This is a genomic window from Moraxella oblonga NBRC 102422 (assembly GCF_001598275.1).
Lineage (GTDB): Bacteria > Pseudomonadota > Gammaproteobacteria > Pseudomonadales > Moraxellaceae > Moraxella > Moraxella oblonga.
Genome location: NZ_BCYQ01000026.1, coordinates 13,881 through 31,377, shown reverse-complemented (window position 1 = coordinate 31,377; position 17,497 = coordinate 13,881). Strand labels below are relative to the sequence as shown.

The 17,497-nt window shown below is 43.8% G+C and carries 16 protein-coding genes; 11 read left to right on the top strand and 5 right to left on the bottom strand.

Features of this window, described 5'->3' with window-relative positions; translation table 11 throughout:
- Positions 1-223: 223 nt before the first annotated feature.
- The 3 genes from MOB01S_RS08235 (at position 224) to MOB01S_RS08225 (ending at position 2,837) form a co-directional block, all read left to right on the top strand.
- Positions 224-490, top strand: coding sequence for a helix-turn-helix domain-containing protein (locus MOB01S_RS08235; protein ID WP_066803751.1), 267 nt, complete (start codon positions 224-226; stop codon positions 488-490).
- 231 nt (positions 491-721) lie between these two features.
- Positions 722-1,918, top strand: coding sequence for an amino acid aminotransferase (locus MOB01S_RS08230; protein ID WP_066803749.1), 1,197 nt, complete (start codon positions 722-724; stop codon positions 1,916-1,918).
- Between the two features lie 70 nt (positions 1,919-1,988).
- Positions 1,989-2,837: an SPFH domain-containing protein gene (locus MOB01S_RS08225; protein WP_066803748.1), complete on the top strand. Its 849-nt coding sequence runs from the start codon at positions 1,989-1,991 to the stop codon at positions 2,835-2,837.
- 2 nt (positions 2,838-2,839) lie between these two features.
- On the opposite strand, the gene MOB01S_RS12695 is transcribed toward MOB01S_RS08225, so the two are convergent.
- From MOB01S_RS12695 to plsB, 5 genes are read right to left on the bottom strand one after another with little or no spacing between them, the layout of a single operon-like run.
- On the bottom strand, positions 2,840-3,019 hold the full coding sequence (locus tag MOB01S_RS12695; protein ID WP_218016086.1) for a hypothetical protein: 180 nt from the start codon (positions 3,017-3,019) through the stop codon (positions 2,840-2,842).
- A 34-nt stretch (positions 3,020-3,053) separates the two neighbouring features.
- Positions 3,054-3,626, bottom strand: a complete 573-nt coding sequence (locus MOB01S_RS08215; protein ID WP_245640019.1) for a YggT family protein — start codon at positions 3,624-3,626, stop codon at positions 3,054-3,056.
- 12 nt (positions 3,627-3,638) lie between these two features.
- Positions 3,639-4,466, bottom strand: a complete 828-nt coding sequence (proC, locus tag MOB01S_RS08210) for a pyrroline-5-carboxylate reductase (RefSeq protein ID WP_066803742.1) — start codon at positions 4,464-4,466, stop codon at positions 3,639-3,641.
- A 26-nt stretch (positions 4,467-4,492) separates the two neighbouring features.
- Complete coding sequence (gene tilS, locus MOB01S_RS08205) at positions 4,493-5,950, bottom strand: tRNA lysidine(34) synthetase TilS (RefSeq protein ID WP_066803741.1); 1,458 nt, start codon at positions 5,948-5,950, stop codon at positions 4,493-4,495.
- Positions 5,947-8,499, bottom strand: a complete 2,553-nt coding sequence (gene plsB / locus MOB01S_RS08200; protein ID WP_066803738.1) for a glycerol-3-phosphate 1-O-acyltransferase PlsB — start codon at positions 8,497-8,499, stop codon at positions 5,947-5,949. Before plsB ends, tilS begins: the two co-directional genes overlap by 4 nt.
- A gap of 138 nt (positions 8,500-8,637) precedes the next feature.
- Between plsB and MOB01S_RS08195 the strand changes: the two genes are divergently transcribed.
- The 8 genes from MOB01S_RS08195 to MOB01S_RS08160 all read left to right on the top strand — a co-directional run bounded on the left by MOB01S_RS08195 (position 8,638) and on the right by MOB01S_RS08160 (position 17,424).
- Positions 8,638-9,534: an acyl-CoA thioesterase gene (locus tag MOB01S_RS08195; protein ID WP_066803760.1), complete on the top strand. Its 897-nt coding sequence runs from the start codon at positions 8,638-8,640 to the stop codon at positions 9,532-9,534.
- 55 nt (positions 9,535-9,589) lie between these two features.
- Positions 9,590-10,096, top strand: a complete 507-nt coding sequence (locus MOB01S_RS08190; RefSeq protein WP_066803735.1) for an energy transducer TonB — start codon at positions 9,590-9,592, stop codon at positions 10,094-10,096.
- Positions 10,097-10,233: 137 nt separating this feature from the next.
- On the top strand, positions 10,234-11,379 hold the full coding sequence (locus tag MOB01S_RS08185; RefSeq protein ID WP_066803732.1) for a DUF1615 family protein: 1,146 nt from the start codon (positions 10,234-10,236) through the stop codon (positions 11,377-11,379).
- 16 nt (positions 11,380-11,395) lie between these two features.
- The gene (locus MOB01S_RS08180) at positions 11,396-11,995 is read left to right on the top strand and encodes a YqiA/YcfP family alpha/beta fold hydrolase (RefSeq protein ID WP_066803729.1); all 600 of its coding nucleotides are present in this window, start codon (positions 11,396-11,398) and stop codon (positions 11,993-11,995) included.
- A gap of 18 nt (positions 11,996-12,013) precedes the next feature.
- The gene (locus MOB01S_RS08175; protein WP_066803726.1) at positions 12,014-12,610 is read left to right on the top strand and encodes a glutathione S-transferase N-terminal domain-containing protein; all 597 of its coding nucleotides are present in this window, start codon (positions 12,014-12,016) and stop codon (positions 12,608-12,610) included.
- A 500-nt stretch (positions 12,611-13,110) separates the two neighbouring features.
- Complete coding sequence (locus MOB01S_RS08170; protein ID WP_066803723.1) at positions 13,111-13,890, top strand: 2,3-bisphosphoglycerate-dependent phosphoglycerate mutase; 780 nt, start codon at positions 13,111-13,113, stop codon at positions 13,888-13,890.
- Between the two features lie 155 nt (positions 13,891-14,045).
- Positions 14,046-15,941: a DNA topoisomerase IV subunit B gene (gene parE / locus MOB01S_RS08165; RefSeq protein WP_066803720.1), complete on the top strand. Its 1,896-nt coding sequence runs from the start codon at positions 14,046-14,048 to the stop codon at positions 15,939-15,941.
- A 70-nt stretch (positions 15,942-16,011) separates the two neighbouring features.
- On the top strand, positions 16,012-17,424 hold the full coding sequence (locus MOB01S_RS08160) for a phosphohexomutase domain-containing protein (RefSeq protein WP_066803717.1): 1,413 nt from the start codon (positions 16,012-16,014) through the stop codon (positions 17,422-17,424).
- Positions 17,425-17,497 lie beyond the last annotated feature (73 nt).

Here is a 17,497-nt window from a genome sequence, read left to right as displayed (position 1 = left end):
TCGAACCATGGCGGAAAACCGCCCGCAGGCAAGCTTGGGGCGAACGGTTTTGCTGTATAGTTTTGATATGAATTAAGTATAGCGTGGCATTTTGTTTCTTGGTCTGCGGTCATCATTTACTCCAATCTAAAAAATGTAAAATTACGCTAATACTACGATATTCGTAGTAAAAAATCAAGAAAAATATACGAAATTCGTAATTTTAACAATCTGGGTTGAAATTATGAATGTGCAAACAACGTTTATTAAACGCCTCAAAGAAGCAAGAAAAACCAGAAAACTCACCCAAGAAAAATTGGGCATCATGGTGGGATTGGACGAATTTGTGGCAAGCACCAGAATAAACCGCTATGAAAAAGGCGTTCATGAGCCTGATTTTGGTATTTTAGAAAGAATGGCAATCGCCCTTGATGTGCCAGTTGCTTACTTTTTCGCTGATGATGAATTGGCAAAAATTATTTTGCAACATCATTCATCATCTGTTTGGTGATAAATATGGGTTGCGTGGTATGTGTTTATATACGATTGGTGTTGGCGATGTTTTGGGGAGTTTGGTAAGTGGCATTTTTATGATTGATGTTTGTGTTCAATCTTTTATGATTTATGGCAAATTTTAACAAATCCTGTATTCTCCCACAAAACCACCAAAATTTTCCCCACAACCGCTTTATTTTGCGTTATACTGATACAAATTTTATCCACAACAACAAAGGTATTTGTTATGTTTGAACACGTTACCCCCTATGCTGGCGACCCAATTTTGGGCTTGATGGACAAATTTGCAAACGACCCTCGCACCGACATTAAGGTGAATTTGGGCGTGGGCGTTTATTATACCGAAGATGGCAAACTGCCTGTGCTAGACTGTGTCAAAACTGCCGAAAGCCAAATCGCAAATCCACCACGCCCTCGTGGTTATTTGCCGATGGACGGCTTAAAGGGCTACAAAGAAGCCTGCCAAAACCTACTTTTTGGTAAAGATGCCCAAGTTGTCAAAGATGGACGAGTTGCGACCATTGCCACGCTGGGCGGTTCTGGAGCATTGAAGGTTGGAGCGGACTTTATTCATCAATGGTTTCCAACCGCCAAATGTTATGTTTCTGACCCAACTTGGGGCAACCATATCAGTATTTTTGAAGGGGCAGGGCTAACTGTTGGCAAATACCCCTATTATGATGGGGCGACCATTGGTGTTAAGTTTGACGAGCTATGTGCCTTTTTAAAGACCTTAAACGAAAATGATGTGGTGCTACTGCACCCTTGCTGTCATAACCCAACAGGTGTGGACTTAAGCCGTGAGCAATGGGGTGTTGTGCTTGACATCATCAAAGAGTACAAATTGATTCCTTTTATGGATATTGCTTATCAAGGCTTTGGTGATGATATGGACGGCGATGCCTATGCCATTCGTTTGGCAGTAGAAAAAGGCTTGACTGTCTTTGTGTCCAACTCATTTTCCAAAAATCTATCACTCTATGGCGAGCGAGTTGGCGGTTTGTCGGTGGTTGCCCCCACAAAAGAAGAAGCCGATATTGTGCTAGGTCAGCTTAAATTCACAGTACGCCGTATCTATTCAAGCCCACCTTCTCACGGCAACGCAGTGGTGGATATTGTGATGAATGATGAGGCTTTGTTTGCCCAGTGGGTGGGCGAGGTCTATGAAATGCGAGACCGTATCCGCCAAATGCGTCAAAAACTGCAAGATGTCTTGAGTGCCAAATTGCCAGAACGGGATTTTAGCTATTTTACCAAACAGCAAGGAATGTTTAGCTTTACAGGGCTAACGCCACAGCAGGTCATCAGATTGCGTGATGAATTTGCCATTTATATGGTAGAAAACGGTAGAATGTGCATTGCAGGGCTAAATAGCAAAAATGTGGACTATGTCGCAAGCAGTATGGCGGAAGTTTTAAAATAACCTTGTACAAATACCAACCAATTAAGCTCTTTATAAAAAGGGCTTAATTTTTACAAAACAAGGAGCTATCATGACCGAAAATTATAGCGAAAAATACGAAATGCCCTACTTAAACGGCTTTTTGGCATTGGGTATTTTGATTGTGCTGACACTCGTGGTGGCGGTGTCATTTTTTACCATGGGGGTATTTTCAGCCGTGATACTTGCCCCTGTGGTTTATTGTTTTACTCGTTTTCGCACCATTCCTCCCAACACTGCTCTTGTGGGAACGTTGTTTGGTAAATACGCAGGGATTTTGCCATATTCAGGATTTTACTGGCTCATTCCTTTTTATGAGACGACTAGCGTGTCTTTGAAAGTCAGCAACCATCTCACCGACACCCTAAAAGTCAATGACGCCTCAGGCACTCCCATAGAGATTGCTGCCGCCATCGTCTATCACATAGAAAATCCTGCCGCCGCCGTACTAGATGTTGAGAATGCTCATCACTTTTTACACATTCAATCTGAAAGTGCATTGCGAACACTTGCCACGCAGTACCACTACACCAATGACAATGCCAATGAAAGTCTATCAGGGCATTCTGTGCAGATTTTAAACGAGTTTGTCAGTATGGTACAAGAACGTGTATCAGTAGCAGGCATTGAGATTGACGAAGCTCGTTTTACCCATTTGGCATATGCGCCAGAAATCGCCCAAGCCATGCTTCGCCGTCAGCAAGCCGAAGCGGTCATCATCGCTCGCCAAACCCTTGTCAATGGGGCGATTGGCATGGTTGAAAGCACGGTAAAAGAGCTAGAAGCCAGACACATTGTCAAAATGTCTGATGGTGAAAAAGCCAGACTCATCACCAACATGATGACCGTCCTGCTTAGTGAAGAAAGTGCATCACCTGTGCTAAATGTGAGTGGCAATTGACTTTAATCCACCCAAAACAACAAAACCCCAACATAGTTGGGGTTCTGCTGAGGAGATTGTGTGCTACTTGCTTTCCGTACCGTTCCATCAATCATCAGCATTCGTCCATGTGGCTTATCCATTGCCATATCCTTGCTGATGTGCGTATTATGCCAAATTTTGTGATATAAAAAAATACGCAAAAATCGCAAAATTTTGTAAGCAAATACTGACAAATCAGACAAGCAATTTTAAGATATTGCCACCCACAATTCTAATCACAATCTCAATCATTGACAAACTCATGATAGCCACCAACACTGACAAATCAATCATGCCCAGATTTGGTGTAAAACGGCGAAATGGAGCAACAATCGGCTCAGACATTTGCATGATGAGGTCCATGACAGGGTGCATTTTGTTGGCAAGCAAAATAATCCAACTACACACCACCGAAGCGATGATGATGTATTTTAGAGCATCTACAAAATGCAAAATCCCTCTTAACGTCCCCCCAAAAAATAACAACAACGGTGTTAAAGATTTGCCCTCAATACTAGCAAATCCTGCTATCTGAATATAAATCAAAAGAAGCATTAGCACCACCGCAGAAGTGCTAAATTGACCTTTGTTCAAATCAGGAAAAATCCGAGAAAACAGTGTAACCACCGCCGATAACATATAGACACCCCGACCGTAGGGGTGAGTTTTGGGGATATTTGCCAACTGAAACATAAAACGAATAAATACAATCAGCAGAGCAAAATTTACCACCATACCAAATAAGATTGCCACAGGAGAGTCCATCATGTCATTACCCCATTAAAATAATTTGCCAAGTTCATCACTGCGGTCATAACATGCTTGCATGGCTGTACCAATAATGTTTGACATTTCTTTTTGATCAAATACTTCTATCGCCATCGCCGTTGTGCCACCTTTGGAGGTAACTTGTTGTCTTAATGCCACCACGTCATGAGTATTGGCAAGATGTCCTGCCCCTATCATGCTAGCCACCGCCAAGCGTTTGGCATCATCAGCATCAAGCCCCATTTGGCGTGCTTTATCTATCATTGCTTCTAATATATAAAAAAAGTATGCAGGGGCAGAGCCTGCCACCGCCGTTACTGCGTGCAGTTTGTCCTCATCATCTACCCATACGGTCAATCCCACGCTTGCCATGATGAGCTGTGCCAACATTTTATCATCATCACCGACATTGGCAAATAACCCTGTCGCCCCATGACCAACACTGGCAGGCAGGTTCGGCATGGCACGCACGATTTTGTGACTGCCAAAATATCGGGAGAGCTTATCCACGCCAATGCCTGCCATCACTGATAAAATAAGTTTGTCAAAGAGATATGGCAAAAGGCTTGGAGCGACTTCTTTGGCGACTTGAGGTTTGACACACAAAACCACCACATCTGCCCCAGCGATGAGTGTATGGGCGTTTTGGGGGTCAGCAACCAACACGCCTTTTTTGGCAAATTCGTCTCGTTTGTGGGTATTTTTGTCAGACACACCCACCGTCAAATCCAGTCCAAACGATGCTTTGGCGGACAAAAGCCCCTCAACAATCGCTCGTGCCATGTTGCCACCGCCGATAAATACAATGTTTTTGCCATTTAAAATCTTAAAATCTACCATGTCAAACACCCAAATAAAAACGCATTTTACATCAAGCTGGCTGTTTGTGCAAAATATTCGTCACGTTGACACACACTCACAAACGTATCACCAAACTCATCAGACATCGCCATCAATGCCCCTAACATGGTACTGTCTGTTAGCCACCACCCATCTACCCCCATCATCATCACAAGCTCATCATTGACATAAAGCCCCCACAGGTTTTGGCGTTGCCATGTGGGGATATTTAGGGTTTGGTAGAGTTTTTTGTTTGATAATACATCAAAACCTTGTCTATGTTGTCCGTTTTTATTCTGATACATCACCACCACACGCACGGACGTTTTGCCAATGGGTTGGATACAGACAGTTTTATGAATAAACAAAAACTCTAAACTTTGGGGATAACGCCAAACCAGTAAAAACTGCTCGTTTTGTTTTAAAATAGTTTGCTTGGTCTGTGGCACAATGGGCGTATCATCTACATGAGTATTTAACAACAAAAACAGTTCTTGACGATAACGATATAAAATGTGTTTATAACGACAAATAACAAAAGCATGACCTGCCCCACTCACCTGCCAAAAAATCTGTACCCTATGGTCGTTATCTGTGCGATGTGCCAAAGCCACAACATCTTTTGTGATTTGGGCGTTTGGGGGCAACACCTCATCACCTTGCACCCAATGACGCACCACCGCTGACTGCATGGGTTTGGATAATGTTACAAGTTTGGCAACATCTAACATACTCACAACAAGCGTGTGGGGCGTGGCAATCAGCACTTGCTCAAACTTTTCACTCATCATCTGGTGAAGTAGCTCACTGGCTTCACCCATGAACGTGGCAACTTTGGCGATGTTGTCTTTGACTTTTGGATTTAGGGTGGCAAGACTTGGCAAAATATCATTGCGGATAAAACTTCTGGCGTTGTCGGTTGTGTCATTGGTGGGGTCGTCCACATACGCCAAGCCATGCCGATGAGCAAAATCAGTGATGTCTTGGCGACTGATTGCCAAAAATGGACGATGAATGGTGAGATTTTTACCGCTAATGGTGCGGTTTTGCCATGCTTTTATGCCTGACAGACCTTGCACGCCTGCACCATTTATCAATCGCATGAGTACCGTCTCTGCTTGGTCGTCTGCATGGTGAGCAGTCAATAATACATCGCCCTCTTGCATGAGGTTGGCGATGGCATGATAGCGTGCGTCTCTGGCGTGCGTTTCGTTACTTTGCCCCAAATACAAACAAACAACATGACAAACAAAACCACGCTCATTTGCCCACGTTTTGACAAAATCCGCCCACTCATCGTTGGCATTTTGTATGCCATGATTGATGTGAATGAGTGTGGGTAGTTTTTTTAAAACACCGCTTTGATACAACAAATAACACCCAAACGCAAGCGACATAGAATCTCGCCCACCGCTACACCCAACAAATACCGCTTTATCAATGTCTGCAAGCCCGCCTAACACATCAAGAATGGGGCAACTCATCGGCGTCCAAATTTGCGTTTGTTGACAATCTCACTCATCACCGTCTCTATCTCATCATCGCTTAGGTTGGCGGTATGATGTAAAAGCTCAATCATGTCAGGATTTAGGACAAATTTGGCGTGCTTGGCAATCTCATCAATACGCTCATCAAAACCAAGCAAGCCCTTATCATCAATCTCTACATAATCTAGACGTTTTAGGGTGTTTAAGAAACTAGTAAACAATGCTTTATCAAACGCATCTGGCAAGTCATCAGCATACAACAATGAGATACGCTGTGCCAACACATGAGACAGATTGACCACCTGCTCGCTACTTAGGCGGTTTGAGCCTTGTTCGGACAATAGTGTCAATGCCATAAAATATCGCTCCAAACTCTGCTGGGCAGGGTTGGCAAGCACAACAAGCTGTTGATAGGCAGGCGTGTTGCTTTGCGGAGCACCAACCACACCACCACCCAAATCAACCACCACATTTTCTTTGATTAGCACATCTAGCACTTCAAAAATCACCTCACCAATCGTGCGTTGGCGAAATTTTAAAAATAGCTCGGTTTGTAAAAAAGGATACAAAAGCTCGCCAATGCCTGCCAGTTGGTCTTTGCTGATGCGTCCATTTCTTTGAACAAGCGAGGCAAGTAGGCTTGGCAAAATAAATACGTGCAAAATATTATTTTTAAAATAACTTAACAATGGCGCTTGTTTATCCGCCACCTTAATCATATCACCAAGCACATGAGGGAGCTTTTCGGTAAGTTTTAGGGTCATGCCATATTTTAAAATCTCATCAGGGGTCATGTCGGTGATGTGAGTGTCTTTGTCATAGGGCAGGGCTTGGGCGATACGTTGATATAAAGCAATCTGCTCAACCGCTTGGGTTTCGCCCAAGGCGGATTTTGGTGTGGATAACAGCACAAGTGCCAACAGCGATACAGGATTGACGATGACCGCCTTGTTGATGTTTTGTAAAATCTTAACGCCCAAGTTTTGTACTAAGGCATGTGTCTTTTTGGTGTTTTCACTGCCATCATCTTGGGTTTTGACATCAAATTTTTCCATAAAACGGTCTAAATGCAACGGCTCACCAAAAGACACATGCACCGTCCCAAAAATTCGCTCAATTTTTTTGGCAGTTTTTAGGATTTGGAGCAAATTTTCGCTTTCTTTGGGTTTACCCTTCAACTCACCCACATATGTTGCTCCCTCCATGATGCGTTCATAGCTGATGTAGGTTGGGATAAAGATGACAGGTTTGGCAGGTTCTCTTAGGTGACTATTGACCGTCATGGCAAGCATACCAAGTTTTGGTGGTAGCAGACGACCCGACCTAGAACGCCCCCCTTCTATAAAATACTCTATCGGTACAGCTCTTTGCATGAGTGTATGAACATACTCTTTAAAAACTGTGCTATATAGGGCATTACCCTTAAAACTACGTCTCATAAAGAACGCCCCACCGTTTCGCAAAAGCTCACCGACCACAGGTAGATTGAGGTTCTCGCCAGCAGCAATGTGTGGAATGCGTAAGCCACGTTTATAAATCACATAAGACAACAGCAGATAATCCACATGACTGCGATGACATGGCACATAAATCAGCTGATAATCAGGGGCAAGCTCACGCACTCGCTCAAAATGATGAACCTCTACACCATCATAGAGACGCTCCCACAACCTTGCCAAAAACCGCTCAAAAAACCGCACAGTAGAATGTGAATAATCACTGGTAATCTCACCGATATAGCCACTGGCTTCTTTTTTGACTTGGGCTACGGTTTTGCCTGTACGGACGGCTTCTTGTTCAATGGCGGTCTGAACCACAGGTGATGACAAAATCTGCCCTGTTACGTTGCGTTTGTCTGACAAATCAGGACCTACGATACTGGTGCGTTGTTTGTCCAGATAACCCTTTAAACGCTTGCTGATGTAATTGGTCAAATGCGATGCCGTCAAACTCACCGTATCAGCATACTCACCCCTACCGTCTTTGATGAGTGTTTGAAGGTCTTTGGGTTGGGCAAACTGTATGATTGTATCTCGCCCCATGACACTGATGTTAAAAAGCTGTCTGATTTTACTAGGACTGCTCCACTCTTCTGCCATGAGCATATTGAGCAGTGAGTCCTTGTTGTCAGGAGCTCTACCCCATAAAATTGACACAGGAATGAGCTGTATGCGTAATGTTGGCTCGTCCATACACGCCTTGATGAGCCTTTCTAGACGTGGCGAAAAGGCATGTTCGGAGGATTTTTTGTGTTTTAAAAAAATCACAGAGGCATTCTCAGACAATCCTAACGTTTGACAACCTGCCAGTGCAGATGGCAAGCCCAGCTCTTTGGTTTTTAAATCCAAAAGCACGCTGTTTGAGCGAGAATATTCTCTTAGTACATAAAAGGTCGGTACGCTCTCATCAATGGTAGGTATTTCACCGATTGTTTGAGCTTTGACCGCAACGGATAAACTTTTACCAGACAGTTCTTGGTAGATGCTTTTTTGGGTGTGTGTGGTGTTTTTTTGCAAAATCTGGGAGAGTTTGGGAAATTTTAGCATACGCTTGCCACAATTTTAGGTATAATAAAGGATAACCTATTATTTTAGCACTTTCATAAATTTTTGCACAACTCATTTTCAACCAATCTTATTGAGATGATTTGTGTAAACAATTGTTTTTATTTAACTTATCATCACATGACCATGACAAACCAGCTCATTACCGATTTATTGTCCGCCCTAGAACTCACCAAAATCAGCCATGATACCTTTTTAGCCCCAAGTTTTGATTTTGTTGGAGCAAGAGTTTTTGGCGGTCAAGTCCTTGCCCAAGCCATGCTTGCAGGTGCAAAAACATTAGAATATGACAAACCTTGCCACAGTTTTCATGGCTATTTTTTAAGGGGTGGCGACATTCGCTATCCTGTGGCGTATCAGGTGCGTAGACTTCGGGACGGTCGCAGTTTGTCCGCTCGCCAAATCACCGCCGTACAAAACATTCCTAGTGAGTTTGGCGAAAAAGAGCAGGTGATTTTTAGCATGATAGCGTCATTTTCACCCATGGAAGGCGGACTGGACTATCAACCAACCATGCCTGATTATCCGCACGCTGACACCCTAAAAGATGAGCAAGATTTAAAACAACAATATCTTAGCGACATTCCCACAGCCCTGCACGAACGTTATCTAAAACCTCGCCATATCCAAATCCGCCCCATCAACCCACGCCACCCCCTAAACCCTGCTCCAACTGACCCCCACCAAGCGGTGTGGCTCAAAATTGCGATTGAAAGTCAGCCCATCGCCATTCATCAGGCACTGCTTGCTTTTGCGTCTGATTATTATCTGATTAGTACCGCCCTCATGCCACATGGTTTGACTTATGGTACGCCCAATTTGCAAGTTGCCAGCATAGACCACGCCATGCATTTTCATCGCCCCTTTGATGTTAGTGAATGGCTACTTTATGACATGTGGAGCGATACCGCAAGCCATGCTAAGGGGCTAAATCATGGGCAATTTTGGCAAAATGGTCATCTGATTGCTACCACCGCCCAAGAAGGGCTGATGAGAGTGGTGGGGGCGGAGCATTGATTGTTGTGTATTTGTACCTTTGATTATGTTATAGCAAAAAACTTTGGAGTATATCATGAAAACCTATCTATTATTGATGATGGGTGTGCTATTGGCACAGACCACATGGGCAAATAGCTCTTATTGGCAAAAACCACCAAATTGGAACGGACTTGATGGCTATTCTGGTGTTTGTTATGACATTGACATGGCGTATTTTAACCATAATTGCAAAGACACCCACATCAATACCGCAGTCCAACTAACCATAGACAGCCAAGGCAACATTACACATGTCAGCAGTCCAAAAACAGGCAACCGATCACTTGACAGACAAATCATCATTGCCTTGAAGAATAGCAAGCTAAAACCCTTTACACCCAACGGCAAAGCGGTGGCAGGTACGGCAAAGTTGCCACTCATCTTAGAAATCCCAACTGAAAAAATCACCCCAAGCCGTACCGACATCACCCATATGCGTCATCAATGCTTGGCAGATACGGCGTGCGATATGGACGAGCTAGAACACGCCTTACAAAAACTGCATGTACAACCTAACAACCGTGCCACGCCCACACCATAAATACATCATCAATGGTGTGATTGGTTTTGGGTGATGAGTGTGATTTGTCAAAAGTTACAATTTAAAAAATTTGCAAAAATCATCTGATAGGATTTTGTTTTATAATAGTTGTCATTGATATTTATCCCTAAATACCCATGAAAAAATCACTCATCGCCCTAGCCTTATTGTCTTTGTTGTCAGCATGTAGTCAGCCTGCCACCAAAACCACGCCCACGCTCACCAATGACGATATCGCCAAGCTCATTCCCAAACACGTCAAAAACCGCCCAAGTTGGGCATCGGACATCGCCAGCGTCTTTGATGAACTCAAGCTGCACAAAGACACCCAAAACATCTGCACCGTCATCGCTGTCATTGACCAAGAGTCCAACTTCAACGCCAATCCTGCCGTACCCAATCTGGGTCAGGCTTCACTGCGTGCCATTGATGATAAGTTAGAAGACAAACTTGGCAAACAGCTTGCTGGACTATTTCGCACCATGCTGACCACTCGCCCCACTAAGGACAACAGTTTTGAAAAACAAATCAAAGCTGTCAAAACCGAAAAGGAGCTTGATGAACTGTATCAGAGCATATTTGATTATTTTACCACCACCTACAAAGTCTCAAAACTTACAAACCTTACCAAACTGTCAGGCGAAGGCATAGACGAACGCCTAAATCCCGTTACCACACTTGGCTCAATGCAAGTCCACATCAACTACGCCAAACGTCACCGCCGTGCCAACATGAACGACCGCACACTTAGACAAGACATGTACGGACAATACGGCGGATTGTATTATGGCATTCACAGGCTCATGAATTATCAGGCAGATTATGACAAACCAATTTATCGTTTTGCTGATTATAATTCTGGGGTGTATTCTTCTCGCAATTCAGCCTTCCAACAACGTGTCGCTACTTTGACAGGGCAAAAACTTGCCATTGATGGCGACTTGCTACTCTATGGCGGAGGTGGCGTGTCTGATAAAATCGGACAGACCGAAAAAGCACTCATCACACTTTTGGCAACCGCAAAAACTCCCATGAGCGACAAGCAGATTCGTGCCGACCTAAAAAAAGAAAAAACCAAAGCCTTTGAAAACACCCAAACTTATCAATTGGTGAATGACTTATTTGAGCAAAAACAAGGCAAAAAACCCAGCTACGCCATCATGCCCCAAGTGGTCATCAGTAGCCCCAAACTTTCCCAAGACTACGACACCAATTGGTTTGCCACACGGGTGGACAAACGCTATCAGACCTGCATGACGAGTGCAAAATCTTTGAAGTTATAAACAAAAGGAAAAACTCATGACCATCATCTATCTGCACGGACTTGATTCCAATCCCAATGCCAACAAAGCACTCATCACGGCAAATTATGCCAAAACGCTTGGTGTTGATACCATTCGCCCTGATTTGAACTGCCCGCCCGATGAAGTGGTATCAAAAATCTTGGCACTCATCAATGACAACCCCAACTGCGTACTGGTCGGCTCATCGCTTGGCGGTTATTTTGCCACATTGCTGTCCGACATGACAGGCACGCCTGCCATACTACTAAATCCTAGCATACGCCCAGATTTGTCTTTTAGACGATTTTTAAAAGATAATTTTAATGAACAAACACTCACAAATGACACGACCATTTACACCACCACAGGAGGCTGGCAGATTAAATTTGGTGATTTGGCTTGGTTTGAAAAACACCCATTAACCATAAAAAACCCAAATAAAATCAAAGTATTGCTAAAAATGGGTGATGAACTATTGGACGCATACGCCACCCAAGTTTTTTATGAAAATGCAGGGACATTTGTCCTTGCCCAAGATGGTGGCGACCACCGCATGAGTGATTATGACACCCAAGTGACCACTGTGGTGGATTGGGCTTTATCACTGACCTATTAACCCAAATCGGAGTATGTTATGCACACTTTATATATCAGCACCACCTCACCCTACACTCGCATTTTGCTCATGATTGCAAAATCAGAACAGGTAGATTTGGCTCTAAAATTTGTTAATCCTTGGGAAAACCCTCCTGAACTGACCGCCATCAATTCATTTAGCCAAGTGCCAGCTTTACTGCTTGATACAGGCGAGGTCATCACCGAAACACCGCTCATTATTCAAGCCATCGCCCCACAAGTCTATGCCAACACCGCCACCGATTTGCCCCACATTGCTAAGGCATTTGGGATTTTGGCACAGGGCGTGCGTGCGTTTTCTATCGAGCGGTTTACCCCAGAAGGACAAGAAAAACACCCCTTTGTGGCACGCTCCACTAAGCTTTTGCAGGCTACTTTGTCAAACTTGCCCACCTTGTCGGCTGACAGCACCTCTTGGGGTGATAGAGTGCTGATGTCTGCTCTGATTTGGATTGGCTTGCGACTGCCCCATGTGTTTGAGACGCTAAGCGAAACCAACAAACAAGCAGTGCATCAGTTTCACCAAAGTTCACTCATGCAACAGCTAGATACCAAGGCGTTGGAAGCCAAGCCAAGTAGAGTGCAGGATTTATAATCCTAATTTAACCCCAAAACCAACCAAAATATGCCATCATACTTCCTATGGCATATTTTAGTACAACTTACAAATCTCTAAACTGCCTTGATGAGTGTGGCAACTTTACCAAGTTGCCATAGACTTTTATAATTCACCCTCATACAAGTCAAATGACTGTACAAGGTTTAGATTGGTGTTAAGAAAAGCAATAGTATGGTAAATTCTATTCAAAAACAAACAAAGTTTTTTATTCGTGGCAAGCTTGTCAAACCATGACAAAAAACCACCCCACCCAAATGCTTAGCTTAGGGGCGAACGGTTTTTTTATATGGTTTTGATGTGGATTAAGTATAATAAAAGAGCCGATAAGATAAAAAATGGCATTATAGGCATTGTAAAGGTTTAACATAGCCCACTACAAATATAGACCACAGTCAAGACATACCGTGATTTAGTGTTTGACTTTATCACCACAATTTTTTATCATAAGACTTTATCATATCATCAATGGAGCGTCTATGAATCCTAAAAAAATCGGCTTGATGTTTAGTATTTTATTATCAAGCAGTTTGGTATATGCCACCGAAGTATCACTGGTTTTGCTTCGGCATGGTGAAAGCGAATTTAATGCTCAAAAGCGTTTTGCAGGTTGGTCTGACACTCCTTTAACCCAAAAAGGCATTGAGCAAGCCAAGCAAGCAGGGCAGGCACTAAACAATGCTCACATTGAACTGTCGGCGGTTCACACCTCAGCCTTACAAAGAGCGACAGATACAGCATGGTATGCCCAACAAGCCATGCAATCATCACTACCTAGACAGGCATACTGGCAACTTAATGAACGTCATTATGGCAGTTTGGAGGGCAAAACACATAGTGAAGTTGCAGATGTTGTTGGCGAGGAGCAAGTAAAAATATGGCGTAAAAGTTATGATGTACCGCCACCACCGCTTGCCATCACAGACTCACGCTCACCCACCCAAGACAGTCGCTACAACAACATCGATCGTAGCGTTCTGCCTGTCGGTGAAAGTTTAAAACAAGTCGTTGAGAGAATCTCTCCCTACTGGAATTATTCTTTAAAACCCATATTGGCATCTGGCAAAAACGTCATGGTGGTCGCTCACAGTAATTCCCTTAAAGCACTGTCTGCCAACATAGACCCAAACCTAAGCCCAAAAGACATTACAAGTCTAGAAATTCCTAATGCCACGCCTGTGGTGTATAAATTTAAAGTGAACGATGATGGCACGCTAAGCATCATCTCACGGCAAGTCTTGGGCGAAACCACCCACTAATCCCCATCTAACAACACCAATACAACCACACTGTATTGGTGTTTTTAATCACCAAAACGCACCAATCCTGATTTTATCGCTTCGCCACACATTGTTTTTCACATTCCCACCAAAATCAGTTACAATACACCCAAATTTATCATTTTAAAAATACAATGACTCAAAGTTACACTTCCCAAAATTTAGAAGTCCTAGAAGGACTAGAACCTGTTCGCCGTCGTCCTGGTATGTACACCGATACCACACGCCCCAACCACCTTGCCCAAGAAGTGATTGATAATTCGGTAGATGAGGCATTGGCAGGATATGCCAAGCACATTGCTGTAACCTTGCACGCTGACGGCTCCTTATCCGTGCTTGACGATGGGCGAGGTATGCCAACCGACATTCACCCTGAATTTCATCAATCTGGCATTGAGTTGATTTTGACACGCCTGCACGCAGGGGGCAAATTTAGCACGGATAATTATGCCATTTCTGGTGGATTGCACGGTGTTGGTATTAGCGTGGTCAATGCCTTATCCAAACGAGTGGAAGTTGTTGTCTGGCGAGATGGCAGGCAGTATCAGATGGATTTTGAAAACGGTACGCCACTGACTGCTTTGAGTGATGAGCCATTTGCCAACAAGAAAAAAAGAGGCACGCAGGTGCGGTTTTGGGTGGACGAAAAGTATTTTGACAATCCTAAATTCGCCATTAAAGCCCTAAAACACACCCTAAAAGCCAAAGCGGTACTATCAGCAGGGCTAAAAATTGATTTTGTTAGCGAACTTGACCCAGCCGATAGCGAGTCTTGGCAATATACAGATGGCGTGGTGGAATATTTGACCGATGAGCTTGGCGAGCTTGATATTATTCCAAAAACCCCCTTTTATTTTAGTGCCGACCCAAGTGCAGGCGAAAGAGGCGGGGCGACCTTTGCACTTGCGTGGTTGCCTGAATCTGGCACGCCTGTTTGTGAAAGCTATGTCAATCTAATTCCCACCGCTCAAGGGGGAACGCATGTAAATGGACTTCGTACAGGGATTACTGATGCCTTGCGAGAATTTTGTGAAATACACAATCTTCTGCCAAGAGGCGTGCGTTTGACGGCTGACGATGTTTGGGACGGTGTGAATTATATTTTATCCTTAAAATTTGCCGAACCCCAATTTAGCGGTCAAACCAAAGAACGCCTATCCAGCCGTGAAGCCGCTCCATTGGTGCAAACGCTTGCCAAAGACGCATTTAGTTTGTGGTTAAATGCCGACCCAGAAAGTGCCAAAGCCATTGCCGAGCTTGCCATTAACAAAGCAGGCAAACGCCTAAAATCCGCCCAAAAAGTCGCCCGCAAAAAAATCACGCAAGGACCTGCCTTGCCTGGCAAACTTGCCGATTGTAAGGGTGAATTTAAAGATGGGGCAGAATTGTTTTTGGTGGAGGGCGATAGTGCAGGCGGGTCTGCCAAGCAAGCACGAGACCGCCATTTTCAGGCGATTTTGCCCTTGCGTGGTAAGATTTTAAACTCGTGGGAGGTTTCGCACGATACGGTGCTTGCCAGTCAAGAAATACACGACATCGCCATCGCCATTGGCGTGGACCCTGCTTCTGATGATTTATCTGAATTGCGTTATGAAAAAATTTGTATTTTGGCGGACGCAGATTCAGACGGTTTGCATATTGCAACCTTGATTTGTGCATTGTTTGTCAAGCATTTTCGGGCATTGGTGGAGGCAGGGCATTTATTTGTAGCAATGCCCCCCTTGTATCGCATTGATATTGGCAAGGAAGTGCATTATGCCTTAGATGATGATGAATTAAATGTCATTTTAAAAAAAAGCAAAAACAAGGCAAAACCACAAATCACCCGTTTTAAAGGCTTGGGTGAGATGAATCCTGAGCATTTGCGTGAAACGACAATGAATCCTGACACCAGACGGCTGGTTCAGCTTGATTTGGACGATTTTGCCCAAACCAGCCGTGTGATGGATATGCTACTTGCCAAAAAAAGAAGTGGCGATAGAAAGGCGTGGCTTGAGGCGAAGGGGGATTTGGCAGATTTGGTGGGCTGACAACGGTTATTTTTCCCCATTTGACATATTTTGGTGTACAATAATCACAATTTATTTATTAGGAACATTTATGACTCAATTTTCTCCCATTTCCATCACCTGTTTTAAAGCCTATGACGTGCGTGGTGAACTTGATGTCAATCTCAATAATGACATTGCTTATCGCATTGGGCGAGCTTTTGCCCAATTTTTAAACAACGACAACGCCCAAAACCCCGCCATTGTCGTCGGTTGTGATATTCGTCCAAGTAGCGAAAGCCTTAAAAAATCAGTGATGGAAGGCATTACTGATGCAGGGGTAGACGTGATTGATTTGGGCATGACAGGCACAGAGGAAGTTTATTTTGCCACAAGCCATTTTAATGCCATTGGCGGCATTGAAGTTACTGCAAGCCATAACCCCATTAACTACAACGGCTTAAAAATGGTGCGTGAAAACAGCCGTCCCATCAGTGCCGACACAGGTTTGGCGGACATTCGCAAGATTGCCGAGTGTGGTAACTTTACCCAAGCCAAAAAAGGCAACATCACCCCAAATACACACAAAACCGATTACATTGACAAATTGATGAGTTTTGTGGATGTTGATACTTTCACACCCAAAAAAATCGTAGTAAATTCAGGCAATGGCTCGGCAGGTCCTGTGGTTGATGAACTAGAAAAACGACTGGGCGAACACATCAAACTCATCAAAGTTCACCACACCCCTGACGGCTCATTTCCAAATGGCATTCCAAATCCCATGATTGTTGCCAACCAAAAAGCCACAAGTGAGGCAGTCATCGCTCACGGGGCAGATTTTGGGGTGGCGTTTGATGGTGATTTTGACCGTTGTTTTTTATTTGATGAAACAGGGAAATTTATTGAAGGCAGTTACATTGTGGGTATGCTTGCCGAAGCCTTTTTACAAAAATATACAGGTGAATCCATCGTCTATGACCCTCGTGTGATTTATAACACCCAAAACGTCATCAAGGCAAACGGTGGTGTTGCCCAAATCAGCAAATCAGGGCACTCTTTTATCAAAGAAGTCATGCGTAAAACAGGGGCGATTTATGGCGGTGAAATGTCGGCTCATCATTATTTTCGTGATTTTGCCTACTGTGACAGTGGCATGATACCATGGCTTTTAGTGATTGAACTGCTATCCACCACAGGCAAAAGCCTATCGGACATGGTCAATGGCTACATCAACGATTTTCCAAGCTCAGGCGAACTCAACTTCCGCTTGGGTAGTTTGACAGCAAACGATATTCGCACCAAGTTAGAGCAAAAATACGCCACATTAAACCCCACCAAAGACACCTTAGACGGATTGAGTTTGGATTTTGGGGAGTGGCGATTTAATTTGCGTTCAAGCAATACCGAGCCACTCATTCGCCTAAACGTTGAAACCAAAGGCAATAAAACATTGTTGCAAAACAAAATTGATGAGATTTTGGCACTACTACATGAATGTGGTGCAGTCAGTGCTGACCATTAATCTCTTTATTATCCAACAAATGATTGCTAATTTATCTTATATACTTTATAATAGCAGATTGCCTTTAAATAAA

Excerpts from the sequence above, each read along its gene's own strand:
- MOB01S_RS08235 (WP_066803751.1), top strand. The coding sequence starts at position 224 with ATGAATGTGCAAACAACGTTTATTAAACGCCTCAAAGAAGCAAGAAAA.
- MOB01S_RS08230 (WP_066803749.1), top strand. The coding sequence starts at position 722 with ATGTTTGAACACGTTACCCCCTATGCTGGCGACCCAATTTTGGGCTTG.
- MOB01S_RS08225 (WP_066803748.1), top strand. The coding sequence starts at position 1,989 with ATGACCGAAAATTATAGCGAAAAATACGAAATGCCCTACTTAAACGGC.
- MOB01S_RS08215 (WP_245640019.1), bottom strand. The coding sequence starts at position 3,626 with ATGATGGACTCTCCTGTGGCAATCTTATTTGGTATGGTGGTAAATTTT.
- proC (WP_066803742.1), bottom strand. The coding sequence starts at position 4,466 with ATGGTAGATTTTAAGATTTTAAATGGCAAAAACATTGTATTTATCGGC.
- tilS (WP_066803741.1), bottom strand. The coding sequence starts at position 5,950 with ATGAGTTGCCCCATTCTTGATGTGTTAGGCGGGCTTGCAGACATTGAT.
- plsB (WP_066803738.1), bottom strand. The coding sequence starts at position 8,499 with ATGCTAAAATTTCCCAAACTCTCCCAGATTTTGCAAAAAAACACCACA.
- MOB01S_RS08195 (WP_066803760.1), top strand. The coding sequence starts at position 8,638 with ATGACCATGACAAACCAGCTCATTACCGATTTATTGTCCGCCCTAGAA.
- MOB01S_RS08190 (WP_066803735.1), top strand. The coding sequence starts at position 9,590 with ATGAAAACCTATCTATTATTGATGATGGGTGTGCTATTGGCACAGACC.
- MOB01S_RS08185 (WP_066803732.1), top strand. The coding sequence starts at position 10,234 with ATGAAAAAATCACTCATCGCCCTAGCCTTATTGTCTTTGTTGTCAGCA.
- MOB01S_RS08180 (WP_066803729.1), top strand. The coding sequence starts at position 11,396 with ATGACCATCATCTATCTGCACGGACTTGATTCCAATCCCAATGCCAAC.
- MOB01S_RS08175 (WP_066803726.1), top strand. The coding sequence starts at position 12,014 with ATGCACACTTTATATATCAGCACCACCTCACCCTACACTCGCATTTTG.
- MOB01S_RS08170 (WP_066803723.1), top strand. The coding sequence starts at position 13,111 with ATGAATCCTAAAAAAATCGGCTTGATGTTTAGTATTTTATTATCAAGC.
- parE (WP_066803720.1), top strand. The coding sequence starts at position 14,046 with ATGACTCAAAGTTACACTTCCCAAAATTTAGAAGTCCTAGAAGGACTA.
- MOB01S_RS08160 (WP_066803717.1), top strand. The coding sequence starts at position 16,012 with ATGACTCAATTTTCTCCCATTTCCATCACCTGTTTTAAAGCCTATGAC.